This window comes from Acinetobacter calcoaceticus, from assembly GCF_016508255.1.
GTDB lineage: Bacteria > Pseudomonadota > Gammaproteobacteria > Pseudomonadales > Moraxellaceae > Acinetobacter > Acinetobacter calcoaceticus_E.
On record NZ_JADVKT010000007.1, the window covers coordinates 124,684 to 150,016 of the forward strand.

Here is a 25,333-nt window from a genome sequence, read left to right on the forward strand (position 1 = left end):
TAAGAAGGTAGAACCACTATGGTGACCATAGAACATGCTTTCCTCATACCAGGCGAAATTGATAAGGTTTTTAAATATCTTGCAAATCCGGGTAATGATGCAAGCTGGCAATTGTCATGTAAGCATTCTGAACTGTTAGATAATACTCCGCATGTGGGCAGCAAGTATGAAATCGGTTTGAGTTTTGCGGGTCGTGAGTTGGCCTTTAAAGGTGAAATTACACATCTTGTACCGAACGAATTGTATGCCTTTCAAGTGCTAGAAGGACCTTTTATTTATAAGGGTACTTACCGCTTTAAACCGCATCCTGAAGGTACATGGATTGAGTGGCTCTTTGTGGCAGAACCAGGCGGCTTTTTTGGTGTATTTCCTGATGCACTGCTAAAAAAGATGGTTCTCGCCCAGTTCAAGAAAGATCTTACTAATCTCGAAGCATTGGCTCAGAAGGGCGGAACCTATGAGGCAGTGAGTCAGCAAACGCAAGAAATTGAAGCACCATCCCAAGAGATAGAAAAGCCAATTCAAAATACTCCTCCAGTGATGGAGCAATATACACATGATGCCGAAGAACAAGAGTATGTTGATGGTGCTCCTCCTCTGATGGAGCAATATGCGCGTTGGATTCTCAGACATCGCCGTATTGTGCTGACGGTAGTGATGCTCTTGACAATTGCCTTGGCATATCTCGCATCTGGCGTAAAAATTATTATTGATCCAGGTGCACTTGCACCTAATGGACATCCTTATATCACCTCGACCAAGCTGATCGAAAAAAAATTCGGCTCCAAGTACATGGTCGTGATTGGCATTACGCCGAAGCAGGGTGATATTTATCAGCCGCAAGTGTTGGAAAAAGTCAAACGTATTACTGAAGAAGTTGATAATGCACCGGGCGTTGTTCGATCCACTCTAATGAGTCTGGCTGCACGTCAGGCCAAGGGAATCACCGCCAATTCAGATGGATTTGATGCCAAGAAACTACTACCGAACAGTTCTGTGACCGAGAGTGATGTCGATCACCTGAAAAAACTGCTTGCACTGAATCCAATTTACATGAATTCGGTAGTATCTAAAGATCAGAAAACTGCTGCTATTTTGCTTGAGCTTGAGGAAAGTCCAGAGGGCTTCCAAAAAATGATGGGCCCGATCAACAAAATCGTAGCGGCTGAACAGTCTAAGGATATGACCATCAGTGTCGGTGGTAACCCGGTTTATCTGGATAAAGCTGAAGATTACTCTAAGCGTATCAATATTTTGTTCCCGATTGCCGTGCTGGTGATTGGGTTATTGCACTTCGAAGCGTTCCGCAGCAAGCAAGGTTTGATCCTGCCATTAGTTACAGCTTTATTGTCTGTGGCATGGGGTATGGGCATGATGGGCCTGTTCAAACAGCCAATGGATATTTTTAACTCCCCTACACCAATTCTGATTCTGGCCATTGCGGCAGGGCACGCCGTGCAGTTGCTCAAACGCTACTATGAAGACTTTGATCGTCTGATTGCCCAAGGTATGGAGCCTAAAGCTGCGAATAGCGAAGCTGTGGTCCAGTCTTTGGTCCGTGTTGGTCCAGTTATGGTATTGGCTGGCGGAATTGCAGCGGCAGGATTCTTCTCGCTGTTGACCTTTAATATTCCGACTATTCGTTCATTCGGTATTTTTACAGGAATCGGGATCATCAGTACGCTGGTGATTGAGATGACTTTCATTCCGGCACTGCGTTCGATGTTGCCACCGCCTTCGGCTACTAAGGTTAAACGCAAAGGGTTGCCGATCTGGGATTGGATTCCAAACCGTATTGGTGATGTCATCCTGTCAGTTCGTCCGCGAATGATGTTAATGACTGCGATTGCAGCAGTGGGTGTCCTTCTTGCTATTGGCACGAGTCGTATTGTGGTGGATAACGATAGCCGCAACTTCTTCTCGCGTGACCTACCGATGCAGCAGGATGACAGATTTTTGAATCAGTCTCTTGGTGGCACAAATAGCCTTTACATTATGGTCGATACTAAAGTTCGTGATGGTATTGAAAACCCCGAGATCCTAAAAGCGATTGATAATACAGAAAAGTTCGCGAATTCGATTCCAGAGGTCGGTAAAACAATCTCGATCGTGGACTATATCAAACGGATGAATCAGGCAATGAATGCCGATCAGCCACAGGCATTTCAGGTCCCTGCAACGAAAGATGTTGTTGCGCAGTATCTGCTGTTGTATTCCATGTCTGGTGAACCGACTGATTTTGAATCATACATTGATACGACTCAGCGCTATGCCAAGATCACGATTCTGCTGAAAACAGGTAGTAATCATCGTATCAAAGAAATCCTTGAGTCGCTGAAAACGTATATGGCGGGTCAGTTGGGTGATAAAGCTGTAGTGAGTTTTGGTGGTGATGTTACCCAGACTATTGCTTTAACTGAAACAATGGTCCACGGCAAGCTTATGAACATTCTACAGATTTCATTTGCCGTATTCTTTATTTCAGCGCTGGTCTTCCGTTCGGTTTCAGCGGGACTGATTGTCCTGACACCACTTTTGTTTTCAATTCTTGCGATCTTTGGCGTGATGGGCTGGCTCGACATTCCGCTCAATATTCCAAATTCCCTGATCTCGGCCATGGCCGTAGGTATTGGCGCAGATTATGCCATTTACTTCCTCTATCGCTTGCGTGAAATTTTGCGCGATGAAGAGAGCGATATCAAAGATGCTATTCGTAAAACCTTAAGTACTGCTGGTAAGGCTTCGCTTTTTGTCGCGACTGCTGTTGCTGGTGGTTATGGCGTGCTGGCCTTATCACAGGGCTTCCATGTGCATCAATGGCTCGCGATGTTTATTGTGATTGCGATGCTTTTCAGTGTATTTGCAACCTTAATTATGGTACCTACAATGATTCTAATATTGAAACCTCGTTTTATCTTTCCTTCAAAGAAGAAGAACATTACCGTTACACAAACTGTTGTGACAAGCCTTTTGCTGGGTACGGCGCTCACAATGTCAATGCCTAAAACATCTTATGCAGATGAAGTTCAAGACATTGTGAGTCGTAGTGATGATGCTTCCAAGTTCCTGTCCTCAACCGCTAGTGCCAAATTTATTTTGACCTCTAAAAATGGCGAGCAACGTGTGCGGTTGACTAAAAACATGACCAAGTTGGCTGGGAATACGCAGAACAATATGCGTTTAACCGAGTTCATCTCGCCTGCAGATGTACAAGGAACCACGACGCTATTGATTGAGAATGCAAAAGGCAGTGATAGCATGTTTGTCTATTTGCCTGCATTGAAAAAAGTACGTCGTCTTGCATCAGCGAATAAGGGTGATGCTTTTATTGGTACGGACTTTAGTTATGGTGATGTACTTGGCTATAAGCTCAGTGACTGGAAGTATACGAAACTGGCAGATGGCAAATTTAATGGCAAAGATTGCTACATGATTGAAGCAACACCAATTAATAATACTGTGAAAAGTGACTTTGGTTATAGCAAACGTCGCATGTGCATAATGAAAGACAACTTCGTTACAGCAACCATCGACATTTGGGATACTGCAGGTAAGCCTTTAAAACACATTGAGTTCACCGATATCCGTCCTTACGGCAAAGTGAAACCAAGATGGCAGGCCATGAAATCTATGGCGAAAAATTTGCAAACTCAACATATGACGCAAGTGATCGTTAATGATTTTGTCGCGGAGAAAACCTTATCTGATAAGCTTTTCTCACCGCAGAGTCTTGAAAAATGATGCAAAGTACCTCTTGGGTATTTGCATGCTGCAGTAGCTTTATGCTACTGCAGCATGCTTATGCAGATGACAGCGAAATTAGTTTTGTGAGTCAGAACTCGGCCAGACTCGATGTGTGGTCATCAGATCGTGATTTAAGTTCGTTAAAAAACATTGGACAAGCAAGTTTCTGGTCCAATGGTACGCTCAAGTTTAATCCTGCGTTTAAGATCCATTACGACATAAATATTGGAGATGAAACGGACCATACTGTAAACCCAGATCATGTGAGTAAGGTGAATCGCAACTTACGTGAGTTGTACGCCTCTTATAATTGGGATCAGACGTTCTATCTCGACGTTGGTCGTCAGATTGTAATCTGGGGTAGAGCTGATGGGATTAATCCAACTGATAATCTATCGCCCCGTGACTATACGCGTCTAGTGCCTGATGAGACGGATCAACGTCTTGGAAATGATGCACTCAAATTGACGTATATTCCTGAATCTGGAACCAATAAATGGACAGCATTATGGTATCCGCGTAGCCGTTCAGATGTGATTCCGTTGCGTCAGGTTGAGGGTGTCCAGTATGAAATAGATCATAACAGCCGTCCTGCATTTGCAGTACGTTGGGATTATTCTGTGGATGGTCTAGATGTTGGGGCATCGTATTTTTCAGGTTTGGATCACATGCCTGATTTGTCACTGCAATCGTTGTCTACAACAGGAGCAACATTACAGCTGAAAAATAATCCTATGTCTGTCTACGGAGTTGATTTCAGTTATAACCATAACGATATCGTGTGGCGAGGTGAAGCTGCGTATACAAAGACTGACTCGGATGGCAGTGAAGATATTACGCACAAAAAAAATAATCTGACTGTGGTCATGGGCCCAGAGTTGTCATTAAAGAATTCCACACTGAGTTTGGTAGGTGTCTACAAGTATACGGAAGATGTAAGGTCTGCCGACAGCTTAACAGATCCATTATTGAGAGAAGTTTACCGTTATCAGCAAACGATCAGTGATCAATATCAGCAGAATCAGTATGGAGCTATGCTGCGCTATGCACTTAACCTACTAAATGACAATCTGAAATTAGAAGTAACAGGGTTCTATTTTGCACCAGAACCTAATGAAATGCTCCGAGTACGTATTAATTACAACCTCAATGATCACTGGCAGTTGAATGCAGGTGGTGACCGTTTTTGGGGAAGGAATGATACGGTGTTTGGACAATTTAAAGATAACAGTTTGGTGTACGCACAGGTTCGATACAATTTTTAAGATAATTCGCTCCAAAGCAATGTTGGAGTTCGCAGTCCCTAATAAGGTGATGTATGGATAATTTAAATAACGCAAAAAAAGATAATTTTTCACAGAAGACCATATTAGTAACAGGTGCAGCAGGGTTTATTGGCAGCAGACTGATCGTTGAACTTTTACGTGAAGGTCATCAAGTGATTGCTGCACTGCGTAATGCTGCAACCAAGAAAAACAAACTGTTAGGTTTCATTGCAACACAAGGGGTGGCTAATCCATCTATTTCTTTTATCGAATATGATTTGAGTCGGGACTTTGAGCTGGACTCTTTACTATCAGATGCTAAGGCAAAGATCCATGTTGTTTATCATCTTGCTGCATCATTTAATTGGGGTATTGGTAAAGCTGAAGCTCATCTTACGAATGTCAAATCAGGTCTTGCCTTGATTGAGTGGGCAGCGACATTGAAGCAGCTTGAGCGATTCATCTGGATCGGTGGATATCGCATGGCTACTCCGCCGCAAGGATCGGCTGATGATTTGTATCGCAAATACGGTGGTTATGAGGCTTCGAAACTTTTGGGTCATCAAGCATTCATTGAGGCCTGCAAGCGTTTAAATGTGCCATGGACTGCAATACATCCTGCTACAGTCATTGATGGTTTCTATACGTATGGCGATATGCAGTATATAGGTATCGCCGACATGATTGATAAGTTATATCAGGGTCGCTTGCTGGCACTGCCAGGTGGACATGACACATTCCTACCACTGTGCAATATGCAATATATTGTTAGCTTTCTTATCCGAACAATGTTTTATCCTGAGACCATTGCTCAGGAGTATATGTTGCTTGATCCTGCGACGCCTAAGTTTCATACCCTAGTTCACCTTGCTGCTGAGCATCTGGGAGTCAGCACACCGCATTTACAACTACCTAAAGTTCTGCTCGAGAAATTACCCGAGATATTGCTTGATGGCTCTAAAGAGCAACTCGCTTTCATTTCTAATGAGCACTACCATGTCGCTGATACAGAGATGATGGCAGCGAAGATGGGCATCGCAGACCTGATCAATACTAGTCCATATTTCTCTCATTGGATTGATCGTCTAGTGCTTACACGCTTTGGTCGTATGCAAGTATCGACACCTAGTTCTTTTAGCTATCAAAATCGATACTGGACAGAAATTTATACTAAACAGCCAGTTGGCTCGGAAAAATCTTCTGCATTATTTTTACATGGGATTCCATTTGATAGTGCATGCTGGTCTCCAATCATCAATAGAATTACATCTGATCAGATCGCTATGATGGACCTGCCTGGACTTGGGCGTTCAGGTAGTTATGAGGTGATGGAAGATAACAATCGTCAGTTTGTCGAGGCTGCTTCAAAGCTTTTAGCGCCAAATAGTGTTGTTATTGCACATTCTTTAGGGTGTCTTTTTGCGTTGAATCTTGCAAAGAAATATCCAGATAAAGTTGCACGTCTTATCCTAATATCGCCTTATTTTGTTCAGGCACCAGCCGCTAAGATGTTTCGAATACAAACCCTATCCAATCTGATTTTCCGTTTTGTACCGAAAGATGTGATTGCTAAAGATTTGCATCCAGATGGACAAAAGAATTTGTCTATTGGTTATGCGATGGATTCACTGCGTCGGGTATCTGTAGCCAAGCATATTAGTGAGTATATGCACCGCATTAGTTTGCCAGAACAGCGATCAACTCAGACAGCTTTGTTAAATGAGTTTCGATCTAAAGTTGAAATCATAGTGGGAGAGAACAATCCGATGGTTACGGCAATAAATCCTGATATCCCTGTACATATCATCGCTGGCGCAGGCCATAATCCACACGTCACACATGTAGACGTGGTTTATGACTACCTCGCACCAGTTCTGACGAAGTACATTAGCGCTACAGCTTCCTAATGTTTGATAGTACCCAAGTACAGGTTTATGTCTGCCCAATTTCACGAGTACCACAAGATCACTTGATATTGAGTCATTATCTTGGCTTTCTCACTGCGGTGGAAAAGCTGAGATATGATCAATATCACCCTAAAGCAGCTCGTCTTTTCTTAATCTCTCGTGTGCTAGTTAAAATTGTCTTGGCGGATAAGCTAGGCATCTTAGCTCACGAGGTCAACATTCAATTACATTCTAACGGGAAGCCTTTTGTGCAAGGCAACAAGGCTGTTTATTTTAACCTTAGTCACTCAGCAGACGTTATTATTCTTGCTGTGACTGAAGAAGGGGAAATAGGAGTTGATGTTGAACGAGTAGATCATGAGTTCGAATGGATGCGTGTCGATAGTGTGTTAGACCTAAGTGAAATTGAATGGATTAAGGGGAATGAACTGATTGATCCATTCAGTATATATCAGCGATTTTTTCAAATATGGACTTTAAAGGAAGCCTATATTAAATGTACGGGTCATGGGATGAGCAGTCATTTAAAGAAGCTCAACTTTCATGTGTCGCCTGAACATATACAGTTTTCAGATTCAACCAAGAATTCTCAAAATGCAGAGCAGTATCATTTTCAAAGTTATATTTATGATGGCAATTTTATCTTTTCTATATGCTTACAGCAGGGACAAAGCTTAGAAAGCTTTAACTTGGATTGTTTTCAATTATTACCTTGTATATCGCAGCATCAGATAACTCCAGTACCGTGTACATATCACTAGGCTAAATCGTTATGATTGACGACTTAAAATCTGAATCTGGTATGAAGTAGCAAATCTATATTTGGCGTTAAGCCGAGTTATTCTCAATAAAGTATACGGTGTATCGATGATCCGTAAAAATTATGAATCATTAGAAAGAAAAAAGCCCCAGTCTTTCGACTAGGGCCTTTTAAATTTGGAGCGGGAAACGAGACTCGAACTCGCGACCCCAACCTTGGCAAGGTTATGCTCTACCAACTGAGCTATTCCCGCATATATAAGCAGTTTTTACGAAAACTTTCTCAAAAAAAACCAATTTGGAGCGGGAAACGAGACTCGAACTCGCGACCCCAACCTTGGCAAGGTTATGCTCTACCAACTGAGCTATTCCCGCGTGCCGCTTATAATACATTAAGCGAAACATGGGTCAACAACTTTATGCAAATAAATATGCTGATTGCATAAAATAAAATCAGAAATGAACATTTAGGCATGTTTTTATTGATAAGTTGCCGAATAAATAGACATTTTGTTTGAAGCCAAAGCGTACAAGAGCAACTTTTGTTTGTGCGTAGACAGGGTATACTTAAGCCCAGACATACAAATATTTGTAAAAGGAAAAGCTATGAGCCTTGAACAACAATTGATTGAACGGTTACAAACTCTTGCACCTAGCCATTTAGAGGTCATCAACGAGTCTGCTGGGCATGGTGGTTATTTCCCCGGTAAAGAGTCGCATTTCAAAGTGATTGTTGTAAGCGATGAATTTAATGGGTTACGTTTGGTTCAACGTCATCAGAAGGTTTATGCCTTAGCTTCTGATTTAATGAATCCAGGGCAAATCCACGCTTTAGCAATCCATGCTTATTTGCCAAGTGAATGGCAGGGTCACGCACCCGCTAGCCCAGAATGTGCCCACGCACCTAAAAGCTAAGGGTTAATTTCATGGATGCACATTTACTGACTAAAATTATTCACATGACTGCGGTAGCGGCTGCACTTATGGTTTTTGTATTACGCGCTTCAACACTATTTGTGGGTGTGAAGGGTGGACAGCCAAATCCAGTAGGCCGTAAAGCATTAGTGGCTTTACAACATTTGTCATTTACTGTGGTTTTCATTACCGGTGCAATTTTATTGGTTATGAAAAACTTTCAAGTACAGCCGTGGTTTTACGCTAAAATTATCTTATTTTTAGTGCTGTTATCATCGTTAATGAAAGCCTTTAAAAAGGATGACACTATTTTATTGGCACAGCGCCGTGCGGGTTTACTCATCAGTGCAATCGCATTTATTGCCATCATTATTTTAGTGATTGTGAAACCGGTTTTTGCTTAATTGTTCTACATTCTTTGCCTTTTTGCTTAAGCTCTAGGTTAAACTGCGTACAGTAAAAAAAATATGCAGAGGGAAACATGTTAACTCGTGTGGTGTTTAACCAAAAAGGCGGTGTAGGGAAATCAAGTATTACTGTAAATTTGGCCGCAATTAGTGCCAAGCATGGCTTCAGGACATTGGTCATTGATCTTGATCCTCAAGCCAACTCTAGTCAGTACCTTTTAGGGGATGACGCAACTTATTCTGCTGAAAAATCAATTTTAGAACCAAATATCGAAAATTTCTTTGATGATGTGTTGGGGAACAATCAACAAAAGGGTTTAATCGGTAATGCGTTAGGTTCGATTTTAAAAGCTCCACGAAATAAAGATATTGATAGCTTTGTACACTCAACTCCCTTTGCAAAATTAGACGTACTTCCTGCAAGTCCAACACTGGGTGCTCTTGAGCATGCACTTGAAAGTAAACATAAAATTTATAAATTACGTGATTCAATTCAAAACTTAATTGGACGATATGATCGTATCTATATAGACACACCACCTGCATTTAACTTTTTTACTTTGTCGGCGCTAATAGCAGCAGATAAAGTCTTAATTCCCTTCGATTGTGATGTCTTTTCAAAGCGCGCGTTACAAACATTGATTGAAAATGTTCTCGAAACGCAAGATGATCATAATGATCGCTTGGAAATTGAAGGAATTGTCGTCAATCAATTTCAAGCTCAAGCAAAATTACCTCGGGAAGTGGTTCAGCAGTTGAAAGATGAAGGGTTGCCTGTACTTATTAGCATGTTACCGCCTTCAGTTTTAATGAAAGAATCACATCAGAAAAATTTACCTTTGGCTCATTTGGCACCAGAACATAAATTGACTCAAGCTTATGAGACATTGTTTGGTGAAATTGAGCCAAAACGATAAGAGAAAAATGATGAAAGGCTTATATATTGCGCCTTTGATGGCAGCCACTTTATTACTTGGCGCTTGTGCTACGACGGTAAAACCGACTTACGTGTCTCCGACTCAATATCAATCTTTGGGCTGTCAGCAGCTACAAAGTGAATATAACCGTATCCAACAATATATCGATAATGGCGTACAAACTCCGAAAAGTACCGGTATGGGTGTTGGACTTGGACTCGGCGGTGGCTGGGGACGAGGAGGATGGGGATTCGGTCCATCTATCTCTGTAAATATGGGACAATCTTCTTCAACGAAAAATACCGAACTTTCACGTGTTTTAGGTCAGCAAGAAGCAATAGTTCAGGCTGCTCAGTTTAAAAATTGCCCGATTATTGTTCGAAAAAAGACCAATTAATAGTCGATTTTGCATCACAATATGCTAATTAAGGCATATTGTGGTGAATAAAGTTTAGCAAAATGTTTCATGATAAAATTAATATAAATCAATGCATTTTAAATTTTAAAGCTTAATAAATTCTGTATTTTCTATAATCAAAAGCCCTCACAAACTTGCTATATTTTGCCTATTTCGTTTAAGGTGGCCCCATCTTGGATGTTGTGGAAATTTTATGATTGAGAGTTGGTTTTTTGTATTGGCAATGTTGGCTGTTTTGCTCATTCCTGGGCCGACAAATGCTTTACTTGCAACCGCTGCTCATTCTCAAGGTTTATCTAAAGCATTCTGGCTTATCCCAATGGAATGGTTAGGCTATGCCTACGGTATTAGCTTCTGGGCTGTATTTATTCATTTAGCTGCTCCAATTTGGCCAGCACTACTGCTCATTTTGCATATTACGAGTGTACTTTATGTATTCTGGCTTGCTTTTCACTTATGGAAGAACACGCATTTACAACAGTTCAGTCAAAGTCATCGTAATATTCGACCACGTCAATTATTCTTATCAACCTTAAAGAATCCGAAAGCTTTGCTGTTTGCAGCGGGTATCTTTCCTGCTGAAGCATGGAATTCGCCTGAAAATTTTCTCATCGTATTTGGTGCTTTTACTTTGATCTTAATTCCAGCAGCAAGTTTCTGGATGATTTTTGGTCGTGCTTTATTAACCGGTCCAATAAAAAAATTAAAAGCCGATCATTTATATAAAGGATCGGCCATGTTACTTATTTTATGTATGCTTCCGGTGGTATTCCGGTTCTTCTAAATTAATTTTGAACGTTGGCTTTTCGGTTTTTTAGTTTTTCACGTATAAATCCGATGATGCCTGGTAAAACGCTAATGATAATGATGCCAAAAATAAGATGGGTAAAGTTATCTTTAACGATTGGCATATTTCCAAATAGGTAGCCTAAAGTTACAAAAGAAGCGACCCAACATAATGCTCCAATCAGATTATAAGTTAAGAAGAACTTATAGTTCATGCTACCGGCCCCAGCAACAAAAGGTGCAAAAGTACGGGCAAACGGAACGAAACGAGCAAAAATAATCGTCTTGCCGCCATGGCGAGCAAAGAATTCTTGAGTTTTAACTAAGTGCTGTTTATTAATGAGTCGAGAATTCATTTCAAACACACGTGGACCGATAAAACGTCCAATATGATAGTTTACCGTGTCACCTAAAACGGCAGCAATGAAGAGTAGAGTGCCCAATAACCATGGATTCATCGCACCTGTAGATGCTGCTAAAGCCCCAGCAGCGAATAATAAACTATCTCCTGGTAAGAACGGCATAACCACCAAACCAGTTTCGACAAAAATAATTAAAAATAAAATGCCATAAACCCACACCCCATAATTTGTAATAAATTCGGCAAGATGCTGATCAACGTGTAGAATAAAATCAAGAAGTTCCATGAGATGACTAAGTGGTAAACCGTGCTCAAATCGTAGCAGTGAGCTTATAGAAAGTCAGTATAAAACATCAAAAAAATACAAATTGATCATCTCGTTTATGCAACGATATATATGGATTTTGAGTATTTAATTATCAATGTCCCAAACCTAGAATGAGTTCATCAATAAATAAGCATTTAAATAAAGGTGGCAATATGTTTAATCCAAATGTAGTGGTCAAAAATATCGTAACGCAATCAGGCGCAGATAGTTTTATCAGCCTTGTTGCGCGTCTTCTTATAGCCTATATCTTCCTTGTTGCTGGCTGGGGGAAAATTACCGGTTATGCAGCAACTGCTGGATATATGGAAGCAATGGGGGTTCCAGCTGGAATTCTTCCTTTGGTTATTTTGGTTGAGTTTGGTGGTGGTTTAGCCTTGTTATTTGGTTTCCAGGCACGCTTTGCGGCTTTTGGGCTTGGGATCTTTAGTATTCTTACTGCATTTATATTCCACCAAGGTGGTGCTGATGCAGCGGCACAATATAACAATGGCATCCATTTTATGAAAAACCTTGCAATGGCAGGTGGTTTATTCTTCCTGATGCTTCATGGTGCTGGACGTATTAGCCTAGATCATGCAATCGAGAAATAATATTCAAGACAAAATAAAAACCGGATGATCAATTCATCCGGTTTTTTATTTCTATGATCGTAAGATTAGAGCATGAACTGGATTTGTAATTCCCCAACAACAAAACCAAGTACAGCACCTACTGCAATGAGTGCCCACTCGTCTTCTTTGAACGCAGGGCGTAACATACCTTCAAATTCAGAAGGTGTTAATTTCTGCATACGTTCAATTAAAGTACTGCGAATATTCATTGCATCTTCCGCATAAGATTCTACGTATTTCATCGTCTCTGGAAGGCGTTGCAGAATGCGTTCAGCAACTTGCGATTTCATATCCTGATATTTCTCACCGCCAATTGCGTATACGACCAACGGGCGAATGACGCCTGCTTGCATATCAATTTCTTGTTTTACATGACGGTTAACCAGATCAATAACACGAGCAGAATGTGTACCAGAAAATAATTCTTCCATCATATGGCGTGAGGTCAAAAGCTGTTTTGAAATTAATGCTGCGTAGTCGGCTGCAACTTCATTTTGACGCTTAATAAACAAACCTTGCCATGTATAACCCAATATTTTCTTAGGATAAAGTGGTCTAAACATCATTTGTAATGCAATCCAGTCACTGAAAAAACCCACAAAGCCGCCAAACATTGGCAGCATCCAAGGATATTTACCTTGAGTGATAATCCAGCACAGCATTTGGATTACACCAATACCGAAACCGAAGAAAAATCCGACATTACTAAAAAATTTAAATTCTTGTTTGCCCACTCGTTTAAAAATATTGTTGAGTAGACGTTTGTCTTTAAGCAAGTTGCTAATAACAAGATGTTTAATATCAAAATATCGGTTCACATCGCGTTGCACTTCACTCATGATGTGTTCAACAATCTCAGGTGCTTTTGATTGCACACGACGAATGAGTCTTTGACGGGCAAACTCTGGCATGCCTTCCCATAACCCGGGTTGATATTCTTGTGCAACATCACGAGTAATATCTTCAGCTGCGGCAAGCAGTGGTTTTTCTATTTCTTTGGCAATACGTTTAGGATCTAGGCGTGCAAAAATTTCTTCAGGTTTAATCAGTTTGGCTGTCATGAGCTCAACAGCAATTGTTGCCATTTTCTCGGCTTTGCGTGGGACAATTCCTTGCCAACCTAGAAATGGTTTAATGCCTTTAAATTCAAGTGGCGAAAACATCATCTGAATGGCAATCACCTTGGTGATGTAGCCAATTAAACCACTCATAAAAGGAATAGAGATATACAACCAAAAATGTTGCTGGAAATCTGCAATCATAGTTTGAAGCATTGTTGTTCCTTAGATTTCTATTGATTTTGATAGGGGGCAACAAGCCATAAAAATGGATAATTGTTTAAGCACAGACAAATATCGCTTATGGTATTTACCTTTCCGTGGTAATGCCTGTTTTATCGGGTAATCTTATCATCAAATTCATGGTGATGTTACATAGAATGTGATGAATTTATCAATACATGTGAAGTTTTTAAGATTGATTCAGGTGTTTGATAAATATAATTAAATTTTGATTTATATCAAAGAATTTAACTGTAGAAATGATTCAGAAATGAAAAAAATAAGATATATGATGATTTGCGGTGCGCCGAAGCGTGAAAAATGTTAAAATGGCGCGCTTAATTCTTTTGCCATTTAGTGGTTTGTCATGACTACCAATACTCAAATTACTGAAGATCGTATCCTGATTCTGGATTTCGGCTCTCAATATAGCCAGCTCATTGCACGTCGTGTACGTGAAGCCGGCGTTTACTCTGAAATGTATGCTTTTGATATGTCTGAAGAAGACGTTCGCGCTTTTAAGCCAAATGGCATTATTTTGTCAGGTGGACCTGAGAGTGTGCATGAAGAAGGCAGCCCGCGTGCACCGCAAGTGGTGTTTGAGTTGGGTGTTCCAGTATTGGGTATTTGCTATGGTTTGCAAACCATGTCTGAACAGTTGGGCGGTAAAGTTGAGCCAGGTACTGTACATGAGTTTGGTTATGCCGAAGTTGATATCGTTAAACGTGACCAACTGATTGGCAACTTACAAGACCGCGAAGACCAGCTTCATGTCTGGATGAGCCATGGCGACAAAGTGAGCCAGATTCCAGAAGGTTTTAGCATTACTGCAAGCACACCAAGTTGTCCTGTTGCTGCTGTAAGTGACGAAACACGCCGTTTCTATGGTGTGCAATTCCACCCAGAAGTAACGCACACGGCAAAAGGTGAAGAATTACTTGCAAATTTTGTTCATAAAATTTGTGGATGTGGTGGCCTTTGGACACCTGAACACATCATTGACTTACGTGTAGAACAACTACGTAAACAAATTGGTGATGAAAAAGTTCTTTTAGGTCTTTCTGGTGGTGTTGACTCATCTGTCGTTGCTGCGCTTTTACATAAAGCAATTGGCGACCAGTTAACATGTGTATTTGTTGACAATGGTTTACTTCGTTTAAACGAAGGTGACCAAGTGATGCAAATGTTTGCTGAAAACATGGGTATTCGTGTTATTCGTGCAGATGCTGAAGATCGCTTCTTAAATGCATTAGCTGGTGAAGTTGATCCAGAGAAAAAACGTAAAATCATTGGCCGTGAGTTTATTGAAGTCTTTGCTGAAGAAGCACGTAAACTTGATGGCGTGAAATTCTTGGCGCAAGGTACGATTTACCCAGACGTAATCGAATCTGCTGCAAGCAAACAAGGTAAAGCACACGTTATTAAATCTCACCACAATGTGGGTGGTTTACCAGACGATTTAGAGTTTGAATTGGTTGAGCCTTTACGAGACTTATTTAAAGATGAAGTTCGTAAATTAGGTACGACACTTGGCTTGCCACACAGCATGATTTACCGTCACCCATTCCCGGGCCCAGGTTTAGGTGTTCGTATTTTGGGTGAAGTGAAAAAAGAATATGCAGATATTCTTCGTCTTGCTGATGACATCTTTATGCAAGAGCTTCGCGACAGCGGTTGGTATGACAAAACTGCTCAAGCATTTGCTGTGTTCCAACCTGTTAAGTCAGTTGGTGTTGTAGGTGATGGCCGTCGTTATGCATGGGTAATCGCACTTCGTGCAGTTGAAACAGTTGACTTTATGACAGCTCGTTTTGCACATTTACCATACGAACTAGTTGATAAAATCTCAACACGTATTATGAATGAAATTAAAGATGTATCACGTGTTGTATACGACGTGTCATCTAAACCGCCAGCAACGATTGAGTGGGAGTAAAATTGGGGTTTCAAAATGCAACGCATTTTGCCAATTTTACGCCAAGAGCTGTGCTCGCGGCAGAGGGATTTCAAGGAGCAGTGCTTCTTGCCTGAATTACGATAAGGGCTATGCCTGCGGTAGGGTGATATTTCTAGTTTAATAAAAAGCCGACTTGGAAAAGTCGGCTTTTTGCTGTTTATATAATGAAATTAAAGTCTTAACCATTTGATTTTTACTAGAAATTTAAACTTAATTTTGCATAAGCTGTATTATGTTAATGTTAGGCAAACTAATAATCAGTTCTTTAAAAATGCATTGTCTCATTCATAACACCCTGTGTATTACTAAAAGACTATATTGAATAATGAGTGTATTGTTAAGATCAGTAAAACAACTCATTGCAAAAGCATAGGTAAAAGAGAGTAATATCATGAGCAATAATAATGATTACGATATTTCTGATTCAAAGGATTGCGAGAAATTTGCCAATCAGTTTATTCAGGAATTTCCAATTCGCTCTGCTGAAATTGGACAGGGGACAGTCATTAAGCGGGCTTTACCTAGCCGACAAAAGCGAATGATTGGTGCGTGGTGTTTTCTAGATCATGCAGGTCCAGTGTCTTTTCCAGCGGGTGATGGTCTAGATGTTGGTCCTCATCCTCATATTGGTTTGCAAACCTTCACTTGGATGATTGAAGGGACCATGATGCATACCGATAGTTTAGGTTCAAAACAGCTGATTCGTCCTAAGCAAGTCAACTTGATGACGGCAGGTCACGGCATTTCTCATACAGAGGTTGCACCTGATACTGAAACTCAAATGCATGCTGCTCAGCTCTGGATTGCTTTGCCAGATCATAAGCGCGATATGGATCCGAAATTTGAACATTACCCTGAACTACCTATTGTTGAAAAAGATGGCCTGGAATTTACTGTTCTTGTGGGTGAATATTTAGCAACCACATCTCCAGTAGTGGTACATACACCTTTAGTTGGTGTTGACCTAATTGCTACCCAAGATACTAAAACGCGTATTCCACTAAATGCTAATTATGAATATGGTTTTATGGCACTTGATGGCATAGCTCATGTGAATGGCCATGAGTTAACTGCTGACAACATGGTGGTATTAGATACTGGTCTTAGTGAAATCGAAATTGAAGTAAAAAAAGGCAATCGTATTCTCTTGATTGGCGGTGAACCGTTTGAAACACCAATTTTGCTCTGGTGGAATTTTGTTGCGCGCACAATGGATGATTTAAAAGAAGCCCGCGAGCAATGGATTAACCATGATGTACGTTTTGGTGAAATTCCAGATTATGTTGGTGCACGTTTAGAAGCCCCTGTTCTTCCAGATCAAATGAGAGCATCAAAATGACAGCAGTAATCGCAAGTAGTAAAGCAAAGCCCCTTGCTGAGCAATGGAAGGGTGAGATTACCAGTGGTCGCCATCAATATTTTTGTGATGAGCCTGAAAAGCTAGAAGGGCAAGATCAAGGCCCAGCGCCTTATGACTTGCTTACTGGAAGTTTAGCCGCTTGTACGCTCATTACTTTAAGAATGTATGCGAAGCATAAAGGTTATGATTTTGGTGAGTTCTCGGTTGAAATTGATTTTCATACCAATAGAGAGCATGAAGAACATATTGAACGTCGTATAGTTTTTAAAGACTTACCAGATGAAGAGCTGCAACAAAAAATCTTAACGGTATGTAGTAAAACTCCGGTTACTAAAACTTTGTTACGTAGTTTAGACATTCATACTGTGCTTGTTACAGTCTAAAAATGCTATTTTGTTAAGGTGGATGATTTTATATCCATCCCACAAATGGAATAAAACAGCATGTTCACATGCTGTTTTTTATGTAAAAAGAAAAATAAAAGCAGGCAATAGCATGATTAGTTTACACCACCTGGAATGTTCGCGATCGTTTCGAATTTTATGGGCTTTAGAGGAATTAGGCTTAGATTATGATATTCATTATTATCAACGCTTACCTAACTATTCTGCTCCAGAAACATTGAAATGTATTCATCCTTTAGGTAAAGCTCCAATTTTGACAGATGATGAGCAAGTCATCGCAGAATCTGCTGTAATTTTGGAATATCTACAACAGCGTTATGATCAGAAACATCAATTCAAACCCTCAAAAGCTCAGGATTTACAGCAGTATATTTACTGGATGCACTATGCAGAAGGCTCACTAATGCCACTCTTAGTTATGACTTTGGTCATGAATAGTGTAAATAAGCATGTGCCATGGTTAATTCAACCCGTAGCAAAAAAAATCACGGAAGGGGTGAAGGCAAATTTTGTGCGCCCACGTATGAAAGATCATATTAGTTTTTTAGAAAACTATTTGGCAGAGCATAAATATTTTGCAGGCGATTTTTCATTTGCTGATATTCAAATGAGCTTTCCTCTAGAAGCCTTGCAATCACGCTTACAAGGGAAATACCCTCATATTCAGGCTTTTTTACAACGTATTCAGCAAAGGCCTGCGTTTCAGAAAGCGAAACAAAAGGGAATGGGTTCTAATGAAAGGGATTGTGCTGATATTTAAAAGAAAAGGAACAATGATTTGTTCCTTTTTTATTTGCAGTTTACTTGCGTTTGATCACGATAGAGTCAATACCGCTATGTTGTAAGGTCTGTTGAGCAGCCAATGCTGCATCTTGGGTGTCATAAGGTCCTGAAATAACGCGGTACCATGTTTGCCCATTTTCAGTACTCTTAACTACATCTGCAGATAAGCCATTTAAAATGATTTCTGCACGGCGAGCATCAGCCTGATCGGGGTCATTATAGCTACGAACCTGTAAAATATAAGTAGGCTGCTGAGGAGTAGTGGCTGATGAATTGGTATCAATTCCTGCACTGTCTGAAGCTGCTGGTTGAGCTGCGCTTGGAGCCTCAACAATCATGGCTGTGCCTTGATTTTTACTTTCAGGAATCGCTTGTTCCGGAATAGGAGTGACTTGCTGTTGGGGTAATAGGTCGTAAAAACGATAGTCTTTATTAGTATCTTCTTCTTTATAGTGATCAGAGGTAATCTGATTTTTTGCAGGAACAGGTTGCCAAGGTTTCCAAAGCATAAGCATTACAGCGATACATAAGACCGCTAAAATAGCGACAAGTGTCCCTAACCATTTGGGAATTACGGGTTTTTTAGGCTTATTAGGTCTTTCAGATACACCGCGTTGCGTTTTGCCAAACACGTAGATTATTCCTCTGTATTTTGATTGTTTTAATTCGAGTTTGATTCTCGTATTACGATGCTGAAACAGTGGTTCGTATCAGCTATTTTAACTCTACAAACCACTGCTTACTATATATTGCATAACCTTTATTTTAGTGCCATGCAATATAATTTTTACATAGATTCTGGTGCAGATACACCAAGCAATTCTAAACCATTGTGCAACACTTGTTGTACATTGATTGAAAGTAATAAACGCGCCTGTGTAAGCTCAGCGTCATCGCTTAATACTTTATGTTCATTGTACCAACCGTGGAACAAAGCAGCTAACTCTTTTAAGTAGTTACCAACCTGATGTGGTTCATACGCATTGGCAGCTCGTAACACAGCGTCTGGATAAGCGGCCAGTTTAGCAAGAATCTCGGTTTCAGCATCAAGAGATAGGCGAGTAGCATGTGTGCGTGCAGCATTTACATCAAATTGTAAGCCTGTGCTTGCTGCTTTTTCTAACATACGGCAAATACGTGCATGTGCATATTGAATATAGTACACAGCATTGTCTTTACTTTGTGACACAGCAAGGTCAAGGTCGAAGTCAATGTGTTGTTCGCTCTTACGCATTACGTAGTAAAAACGAGCCGCGTCATTGCCCACTTCTTTCCGCAAGTCACGTAAAGTCACGAACTGACCCGAACGAGATGACATTTGAACCATTTCGCCGCCACGCCATAAACTTACGAACTGAACCAAAAGTACAGTTAATTTTTTAGAGTCGTAACCCATCGCATCAATTGCCGCTTTTACGCGAGAAATATAGCCGTGGTGGTCAGAACCCCAAATATCGATTAGGTCGGTATAACCACGTTGTAGTTTATTTAAGTGGTATGCAATGTCTGATGCAAAGTATGTAGTTTGGCCATTACGACGTTTAACAACACGGTCTTTTTCATCGCCAAATTCAGTCGATTTAAACCAGATGTTGCCATCTTTTTCATAAAGGAAGCCACGTTGATCAAGCGTTTCTAAAGCTTCGTCAATTTTTGCACTAAGAGATGCTTCACTAAACCATTGATTAAAGGTTACGCCAAAGTCAGCAAGGTCATCTTTAATATCATCTAAAATGGCATGAAGAGCAGCTTGATGGAATACACGGTAGCCTTCACCTAACAATTGTTGTGAGTTGGCAATAAGACCATCAATATGCTTTTCTTTGTCTCCAGATAAAACAACTTTATTGCCTTCGCTATCTAATTCTTCTGCATATTGCACGTCTTCTGGTACATCTTTATAGACATCAGCTACTTCACGAAGGTAAGCGTCGCCATCTTTATCAATAATAGTCTGTGCTATTTCTTTAACGTAATCGCCTTGATAAGCATTTTTAGGAAATACAAGGTTTTGACCAAGTAATTCTAAATAACGTAAATAAGTAGAAGTCGCCAAAATATCCATTTGACGACCAGCATCATTTACATAATATTCGCGGTCAACTTTAGCGCCCGTTGCTTCAAGTAATTTGGCAACAGTCATACCATATGCAGCGCCACGGCCATGGCCTACGTGTAGGCTAGACGTTGGGTTTGCAGAAACAAATTCGACTTGGATCTTTTTCGCTGCGTTTGCCTGACTGCGACCAAAAATTTCTTTTTGTGCTTGAATCTGGTCAAGAATAGCAAAGCGCTGATCTGCATTTAAAAAGAAGTTAATAAAACCAGGGCCTGCAATTTCAGCTTTGCTGATATCTGCAACTTCTGGTAGTGCAGCTAGAACTTTCTCAGCTAAATCACGTGGTTTCATACCAGCAGCTTTCGAGCCGATCATGGCAATATTAGAAGCAAAGTCGCCATGGCTTCGGTCTTTGGTGCGTGTTAAGTTGCTTGTGTTATTCCAGTCGGAAGGAAGCACCCCTTCTTGTTGAAGAATTTGCACTGCATGGTCGAGAGCTGCTTGTATTGCCGTATTCATATCAATCGAAAATAGATGTCGCAGAAAAACGTCAAATATAGCAAATTTCCTGTGAGTTAGGGGAGTGGATTTAATATTCCGGTAATTCTTTTTGTGCAACTTACTGAGGATTATTTTTTAAATGAATATTATGGTGTGGATTAGTTCACTATTCTAAAAACAAACAAATACAAGCTTTCTGAGAGTTTTTAATCAGTAAACTAGGCTGTAAATCTACTACTATTTTCTGTGAAAATATCTGATAGTATTAAAATATATAGTTTAGGCTTTTAATTTTAAGATAATAAAAGTATTTTTAAAAATATAAAATTATTAAGATGTTGATATTTATTGTTTATTTTTGTGTATGTTTTAACTAAATAGTCTTTAATTTTAACATCACGTTTTAAAATACCAATTTCGAAGTAAATGGCCTTAAGCTTATACGCACAAAGAGTTTTAGAGACCATACAAAACGTGTTTTTCTCTACTCTAAGCTGGAAAATGAGATAGGCAATGATATCAGGACACCCAAGTAAACATCCCCTTTATATCCCATATGCAGGTTTTACACTTTTAGAGTTACCACTTCTAAATAAAGGTTCGGCTTTCACTGAAGAAGAAAGAAGTAACTTTAACTTACATGGTTTACTTCCCCATATTATTGAAACTATTGAAGAGCAGAGCCAGCGCTCTTATCAGCAATATTGCGCTTTTACTGATGACATCAACCGACATATCTATTTGCGTAATATCCAAGATACCAACGAAACCTTGTTCTATCATTTAATCGAAAATCATCTTGAAGAAATGATGCCGATTATTTACACCCCAACTGTAGGTGAGGCATGTCAGCGTTTCTCTGATATCTATCGTCGTCATCGTGGTGTTTTTATTTCATATCCAGACCGTGATGTGATTGATGATATTTTGCAAAACGTAAATAAAAATAATGTAAAAGTTATCGTGATTACAGATGGTGAACGTATTTTGGGTCTTGGTGACCAAGGTATTGGCGGAATGGGAATTCCTATTGGGAAACTTTCGCTTTACACAGCTTGTGGTGGAATTAGTCCAGCCTATACATTGCCAATCACAATTGATGTAGGTACGAATAATCCGCAACTGTTAAACGATCCAATTTATATGGGTTGGCGTCAGCCGCGTATTAGCGGTGATGAATATTATGCATTTGTAGATATGGTGATTGATGCTGTGAAGCGTCGTTGGCCAAAAGCATTAATTCAATTTGAAGATTTCGCACAAAAAAATGCGATGCCACTTTTAGAAAAATATCGCGATAAAATTTGCTGTTTTAATGATGATATTCAAGGAACAGCAGCAGTATCTGTTGGTAGCTTGATTGCTGCGAGCCGTGCAGCGGGCAAGCAATTAAAAGATCAAAAAATTGCTTTCTTGGGTGCGGGTTCGGCAGGTTGTGGTATTGCAGAACAAATTGTTGCACAAATGATTGCAGAAGGTCTAACCGATGCAGAAGCTCGTGCTCGCGTTTATATGGTAGACCGTTTTGGTTTGATCACTGAGAATCAACCAAACTTGCTCGACTTCCAGCGTAAGTTGGCACAAAAAGCTGAGGTGGTTGATCAGTGGGGCAATATTGAAGAAGTGATTTCACTACTTGATGTTGTTAAAAATGCTAAGCCTACAGTGTTAATTGGTGTGTCTGGTCAGCCTGGCTTATTCACAGAAGAAATCATTAAGACCTTAGCTGCAAATTGTGAACGACCAATTGTCATGCCATTGTCTAATCCGACTTCACGTGTTGAAGCTGTACCTGCTGATATTGTGGAGTGGACTGAAGGCAAAGCATTAATTGCAACAGGTAGTCCGTTTGCTCCTGTGAATCATCATGGCAAACTTTACAATATTTCGCAGTGTAATAACTCGTACATTTTCCCAGGCATTGGTTTGGGTGTTGTGGCATCGGGTGCTAAGCGTGTTACAGAAAATATGTTAATGGCATCAAGTAGTGCTTTAGCAAATTGTTCTCCATTGCTTAAAGATCCACAAGCTGATTTGTTACCACCGTTGGGTGAAATTCAACAAGTTTCTAGAATTATTGCGTTTGAAGTTGCGAAAGCAGCTATGGCTGATGGTGTGGCTGTAACGATTAGCGATGATTTGCTGAAACAGAAAATTGATCAATCATTCTGGAAACCTGAATACCGCAAATATAAGCGTATTCCTTTCTAAAAATGAGAGTGTAAAAAGAGGAGCTTAAGCTCCTCTTTTTTTATTAATATATCTCAGTTTAAATAACACATAATTATGAGAACTTTTTCATGAAGAATATTTATATTTTAATTTTTATAGGCGCTTTAGTGGCTTGTAGTGATAAAGGTCCGCATAAAACGCAAAATGATTCTAATCATGAATCTGATGTAGTGCAGGCGGAGATAAATAAATCAGCCTCTGCTGCAAATGAAAAGAAAGAAAGTGCGGATAAGACGGTTAAAACAAAAGAAGCTGATCAAGTAGGGCAAATCTCTTGTTCAAATCCAAATATTACACAATGGTATGGTTTCAATGACAATATTGTTGAGTCTAAATGTGAAGTCGTAAAGAATTTTCAACTGTCAGCTTATAAGTGTGATATTTCTAAAAATGCCTTTGGTGAAAATAAAGATGCCATTTTGCTAGAAAATCAAGATAAACGAATTTTCGTTTATTCAACTTCTAAAGATTGTAATGACGTGCTTGAGATAAGAAATGCTAATGGGCCTTAAGTTTGTGTTTAAGAGTAATTTTTATTAATTTATGAAGGTAAAGCATAATGTCTTTATTTTAGTTTTATTTAGAACCAAATAAAAAAGAAGTAACTACCTAGATAGTTACTTCTTTCATTTTACCCTTCCAGAATTTCTTCTAGTAATTCTTCACTTGGTGCAAAGTAATAAGCGCCATCAAGTGGTGTCACGAAATGCAATAGACGGTCATGAATGCCATCTCCACTTGTGCCGAACATGCGCTTTAACATAGCATCAATAATGTTGAGGTCTTGAGTGTAGGCAATGAAAAATAGACCCTGATCGCCTCGGCCATCTCCATAAGGGAGGCTATGACGCAAGATTTCCATTTCTTCACCTTCATCATCTTCAACAACAGTGCGGGCAACATGGGCGTTTTCTGGTTTAACGTCATCATCAAGTTCAATTGACTCAAGTTTGGTGCGGCCCATAACATTTTCTTGCGCATCAACTTTTAATTTTTTCCATTTTTCTAAGTCATGAGCATAGCGTTGTGCAAATATGAAACTGCTATCGGCAAATACTCCAGCCTCTTCGGGTAGAAGAGCTGTTTCTGCTCGGTCATCTGGAAACTGAGGATTTTCCGTACCGTCTATAAAACCTGTCATATCTCGACCATCGAAATAGCGGAAGCAAACACGTTCATCAAGAACTTTGACTTTATCTTTAATACCTTCAAAAAATGCTTGGCTTAATGCAAAACAAATATCAGATCGCATGCTGGCAATATGAATGAGTACATCTGCTGGCACAGCCGGCATATTGAATGCACCTTGTTCTGGCTCAAGTTGTTTAAATCCTGCAGGAACTTGTGAGTAGAGCTGTTTCCATAGTTCGGGGCCAAAAGCGACTGCTGTTTTAATTTGAGCATCAGAATGCTGAGTCATGAGGCGGTCGCGTGCTTCAAATAAAGCTTCAATTTGTTTTTTTAATTCATCAATTGATAAGTCTTTTAAACGAAGAACAATGAAACGAGCATGGTCTGATGGCAATGGCAAAATGACAGATTGAGCAGTCATTGGAAGGTATCTCCTCAATTATAATTTAGTATGAGCTTTAATTATTGTGCCTGATGCGAAGAGCTGTTAGTAGTCTATTTCTTGATTTTATTGTTTGAATTCTCATCAAGATGGCTTTATAAAACAGTATAATTCCACTTTTGTAGTCTATTTTTCGCTATGTCTTTGCAAGTTTGGTTCGCTTATATGTTGGCCTGTTGGGTAATTAGTATCTCACCGGGTGCGGGAGCAATTGCTTCAATGTCGAGTGGTCTAAACTATGGTTTTAGACATGGTTATTGGAATGCAATTGGGTTGCAAATTGCTTTGATACTTCAAATTATGGTGGTGGCAGCTGGTGTTGGAGTTTTATTTGCAACGACGCCTTTAGCATTTCAGTTTGTTAAATGGTTTGGTGTGATTTATTTGTTATATCTTGCTTATTTACAATGGACAGCACCTGTAAAAGATATAGAAATTCAACAAGAAAAAAGAGATAAATCTGTATTTGCGCTATTGCTAAATGGCTTTGTAGTCAATATCAGTAATCCCAAAGCGATTGTATTTCTATTGGCTGTTTTACCGCAATTTTTAGATTTGGGTAAGCCACAATGGATACAGTACCTGATTATGGCAGTAACAATGATTAGTATTGATTTGGTCGTAATGGCTGGATATACAGGGCTAGCATCAAAGGTTTTAAGATTACTTCGCTCTCCTAAACAGCAAAAATATTTGAATCGGGGTTTTGCCGTTATGTTTAGTTGTGCGGCTTTATTATTGAGCACAGTTCATCAGGCGTCCTAAT

Annotated in this window: 22 protein-coding genes and 2 tRNA genes; 17 read left to right on the top strand and 7 right to left on the bottom strand. The window is 39.9% G+C overall.

Annotation, left to right across the window (positions count from 1 at the left end):
• Positions 1-18 precede the first annotated feature (18 nt).
• From I5515_RS14100 to I5515_RS14115, 4 genes are read left to right on the top strand one after another with little or no spacing between them, the layout of a single operon-like run.
• Positions 19-3,741 (top strand): outer membrane lipoprotein-sorting protein, encoded by a 3,723-nt coding sequence (locus tag I5515_RS14100; RefSeq protein WP_199967943.1) that lies wholly within the window; start codon positions 19-21, stop codon positions 3,739-3,741.
• Positions 3,738-5,009 carry a porin gene (locus tag I5515_RS14105; RefSeq protein WP_199967944.1) on the top strand — a complete coding sequence of 424 codons (1,272 nt, stop codon included), beginning with the start codon at positions 3,738-3,740 and terminating at the stop codon, positions 5,007-5,009. The genes I5515_RS14100 and I5515_RS14105 overlap by 4 nt, the downstream gene beginning before the upstream one ends.
• Positions 5,010-5,062: 53 nt before the next feature.
• Positions 5,063-6,916, top strand: a complete 1,854-nt coding sequence (locus I5515_RS14110; protein ID WP_199967945.1) for an alpha/beta fold hydrolase — start codon at positions 5,063-5,065, stop codon at positions 6,914-6,916.
• On the top strand, positions 6,916-7,677 hold the full coding sequence (locus I5515_RS14115) for a 4'-phosphopantetheinyl transferase family protein (RefSeq protein WP_199967948.1): 762 nt from the start codon (positions 6,916-6,918) through the stop codon (positions 7,675-7,677). The genes I5515_RS14110 and I5515_RS14115 overlap by 1 nt, the downstream gene beginning before the upstream one ends.
• Before the next feature lie 176 nt (positions 7,678-7,853).
• Here the strand turns inward: I5515_RS14115 and I5515_RS14120 are convergent.
• Positions 7,854-7,929 (bottom strand) — tRNA-Gly (locus tag I5515_RS14120).
• 45 nt (positions 7,930-7,974) lie between these two features.
• Positions 7,975-8,050, bottom strand: a tRNA-Gly gene (locus I5515_RS14125).
• 231 nt (positions 8,051-8,281) lie between these two features.
• Here I5515_RS14125 and I5515_RS14130 point away from each other — a divergent pair.
• The 5 genes from I5515_RS14130 (at position 8,282) to I5515_RS14150 (ending at position 11,116) form a co-directional block, all read left to right on the top strand.
• On the top strand, positions 8,282-8,590 hold the full coding sequence (locus I5515_RS14130) for a BolA family protein (RefSeq protein WP_199967949.1): 309 nt from the start codon (positions 8,282-8,284) through the stop codon (positions 8,588-8,590).
• An 11-nt stretch (positions 8,591-8,601) separates the two neighbouring features.
• Positions 8,602-8,994, top strand: coding sequence for a SirB2 family protein (locus tag I5515_RS14135; protein ID WP_199967951.1), 393 nt, complete (start codon positions 8,602-8,604; stop codon positions 8,992-8,994).
• 77 nt (positions 8,995-9,071) lie between these two features.
• Positions 9,072-9,914: a ParA family protein gene (locus tag I5515_RS14140; RefSeq protein ID WP_199967952.1), complete on the top strand. Its 843-nt coding sequence runs from the start codon at positions 9,072-9,074 to the stop codon at positions 9,912-9,914.
• A 10-nt stretch (positions 9,915-9,924) separates the two neighbouring features.
• Positions 9,925-10,311 (top strand): hypothetical protein, encoded by a 387-nt coding sequence (locus I5515_RS14145; RefSeq protein WP_199967954.1) that lies wholly within the window; start codon positions 9,925-9,927, stop codon positions 10,309-10,311.
• 214 nt (positions 10,312-10,525) lie between these two features.
• Positions 10,526-11,116 (top strand): LysE family translocator, encoded by a 591-nt coding sequence (locus I5515_RS14150; protein ID WP_199967958.1) that lies wholly within the window; start codon positions 10,526-10,528, stop codon positions 11,114-11,116.
• Between the two features lies 1 nt (position 11,117).
• Here the strand turns inward: I5515_RS14150 and I5515_RS14155 are convergent, their stop codons facing one another.
• Entirely contained in the window at positions 11,118-11,765 is a 648-nt protein-coding gene (locus tag I5515_RS14155; RefSeq protein ID WP_199967960.1) for a DedA family protein, read from the bottom strand.
• Between the two features lie 194 nt (positions 11,766-11,959).
• Here I5515_RS14155 and I5515_RS14160 point away from each other — a divergent pair, with 194 nt between their 5' ends.
• Entirely contained in the window at positions 11,960-12,397 is a 438-nt protein-coding gene (locus tag I5515_RS14160) for a DoxX family protein (RefSeq protein ID WP_199967961.1), read from the top strand.
• Positions 12,398-12,462: 65 nt separating this feature from the next.
• Here the strand turns inward: I5515_RS14160 and I5515_RS14165 are convergent, their stop codons facing one another.
• Positions 12,463-13,680, bottom strand: a complete 1,218-nt coding sequence (locus I5515_RS14165) for a DUF445 domain-containing protein (RefSeq protein ID WP_199968044.1) — start codon at positions 13,678-13,680, stop codon at positions 12,463-12,465.
• Positions 13,681-14,065: 385 nt separating this feature from the next.
• Between I5515_RS14165 and guaA the strand changes: the two genes are divergently transcribed.
• From guaA to I5515_RS14185, 4 genes are all read left to right on the top strand, one after another.
• On the top strand, positions 14,066-15,634 hold the full coding sequence (gene guaA, locus I5515_RS14170; RefSeq protein ID WP_199967963.1) for a glutamine-hydrolyzing GMP synthase: 1,569 nt from the start codon (positions 14,066-14,068) through the stop codon (positions 15,632-15,634).
• A 412-nt stretch (positions 15,635-16,046) separates the two neighbouring features.
• Positions 16,047-16,994, top strand: a complete 948-nt coding sequence (locus I5515_RS14175) for a pirin family protein (RefSeq protein ID WP_199967964.1) — start codon at positions 16,047-16,049, stop codon at positions 16,992-16,994.
• Positions 16,991-17,398: an OsmC family protein gene (locus I5515_RS14180; RefSeq protein WP_005309135.1), complete on the top strand. Its 408-nt coding sequence runs from the start codon at positions 16,991-16,993 to the stop codon at positions 17,396-17,398. Before I5515_RS14175 ends, I5515_RS14180 begins: the two co-directional genes overlap by 4 nt.
• A 112-nt stretch (positions 17,399-17,510) precedes the next feature.
• Entirely contained in the window at positions 17,511-18,179 is a 669-nt protein-coding gene (locus tag I5515_RS14185) for a glutathione S-transferase (RefSeq protein ID WP_199967966.1), read from the top strand.
• A gap of 40 nt (positions 18,180-18,219) precedes the next feature.
• Here the strand turns inward: I5515_RS14185 and I5515_RS14190 are convergent, their stop codons facing one another.
• Together I5515_RS14190 and argS are read right to left on the bottom strand one after the other, a co-directional pair.
• Positions 18,220-18,834: an SPOR domain-containing protein gene (locus tag I5515_RS14190; RefSeq protein ID WP_199967968.1), complete on the bottom strand. Its 615-nt coding sequence runs from the start codon at positions 18,832-18,834 to the stop codon at positions 18,220-18,222.
• 155 nt (positions 18,835-18,989) lie between these two features.
• Positions 18,990-20,780, bottom strand: coding sequence for an arginine--tRNA ligase (gene argS, locus I5515_RS14195; protein WP_199967970.1), 1,791 nt, complete (start codon positions 20,778-20,780; stop codon positions 18,990-18,992).
• Between the two features lie 495 nt (positions 20,781-21,275).
• Between argS and I5515_RS14200 the strand changes: the two genes are divergently transcribed.
• Together I5515_RS14200 and I5515_RS14205 are read left to right on the top strand one after the other, a co-directional pair.
• Positions 21,276-22,973, top strand: coding sequence for an NAD-dependent malic enzyme (locus I5515_RS14200; protein WP_199967971.1), 1,698 nt, complete (start codon positions 21,276-21,278; stop codon positions 22,971-22,973).
• An 89-nt stretch (positions 22,974-23,062) separates the two neighbouring features.
• Positions 23,063-23,506 carry a hypothetical protein gene (locus I5515_RS14205; RefSeq protein WP_199967972.1) on the top strand — a complete coding sequence of 148 codons (444 nt, stop codon included), beginning with the start codon at positions 23,063-23,065 and terminating at the stop codon, positions 23,504-23,506.
• A gap of 119 nt (positions 23,507-23,625) precedes the next feature.
• On the opposite strand, the gene I5515_RS14210 is transcribed toward I5515_RS14205, so the two are convergent.
• The gene (locus tag I5515_RS14210) at positions 23,626-24,546 is read right to left on the bottom strand and encodes a Dyp-type peroxidase (RefSeq protein ID WP_199967973.1); all 921 of its coding nucleotides are present in this window, start codon (positions 24,544-24,546) and stop codon (positions 23,626-23,628) included.
• 159 nt (positions 24,547-24,705) lie between these two features.
• Here I5515_RS14210 and I5515_RS14215 point away from each other — a divergent pair, with 159 nt between their 5' ends.
• Positions 24,706-25,332, top strand: coding sequence for a LysE family transporter (locus I5515_RS14215; RefSeq protein WP_199967974.1), 627 nt, complete (start codon positions 24,706-24,708; stop codon positions 25,330-25,332).
• Position 25,333: the final 1 nt, after the last annotated feature.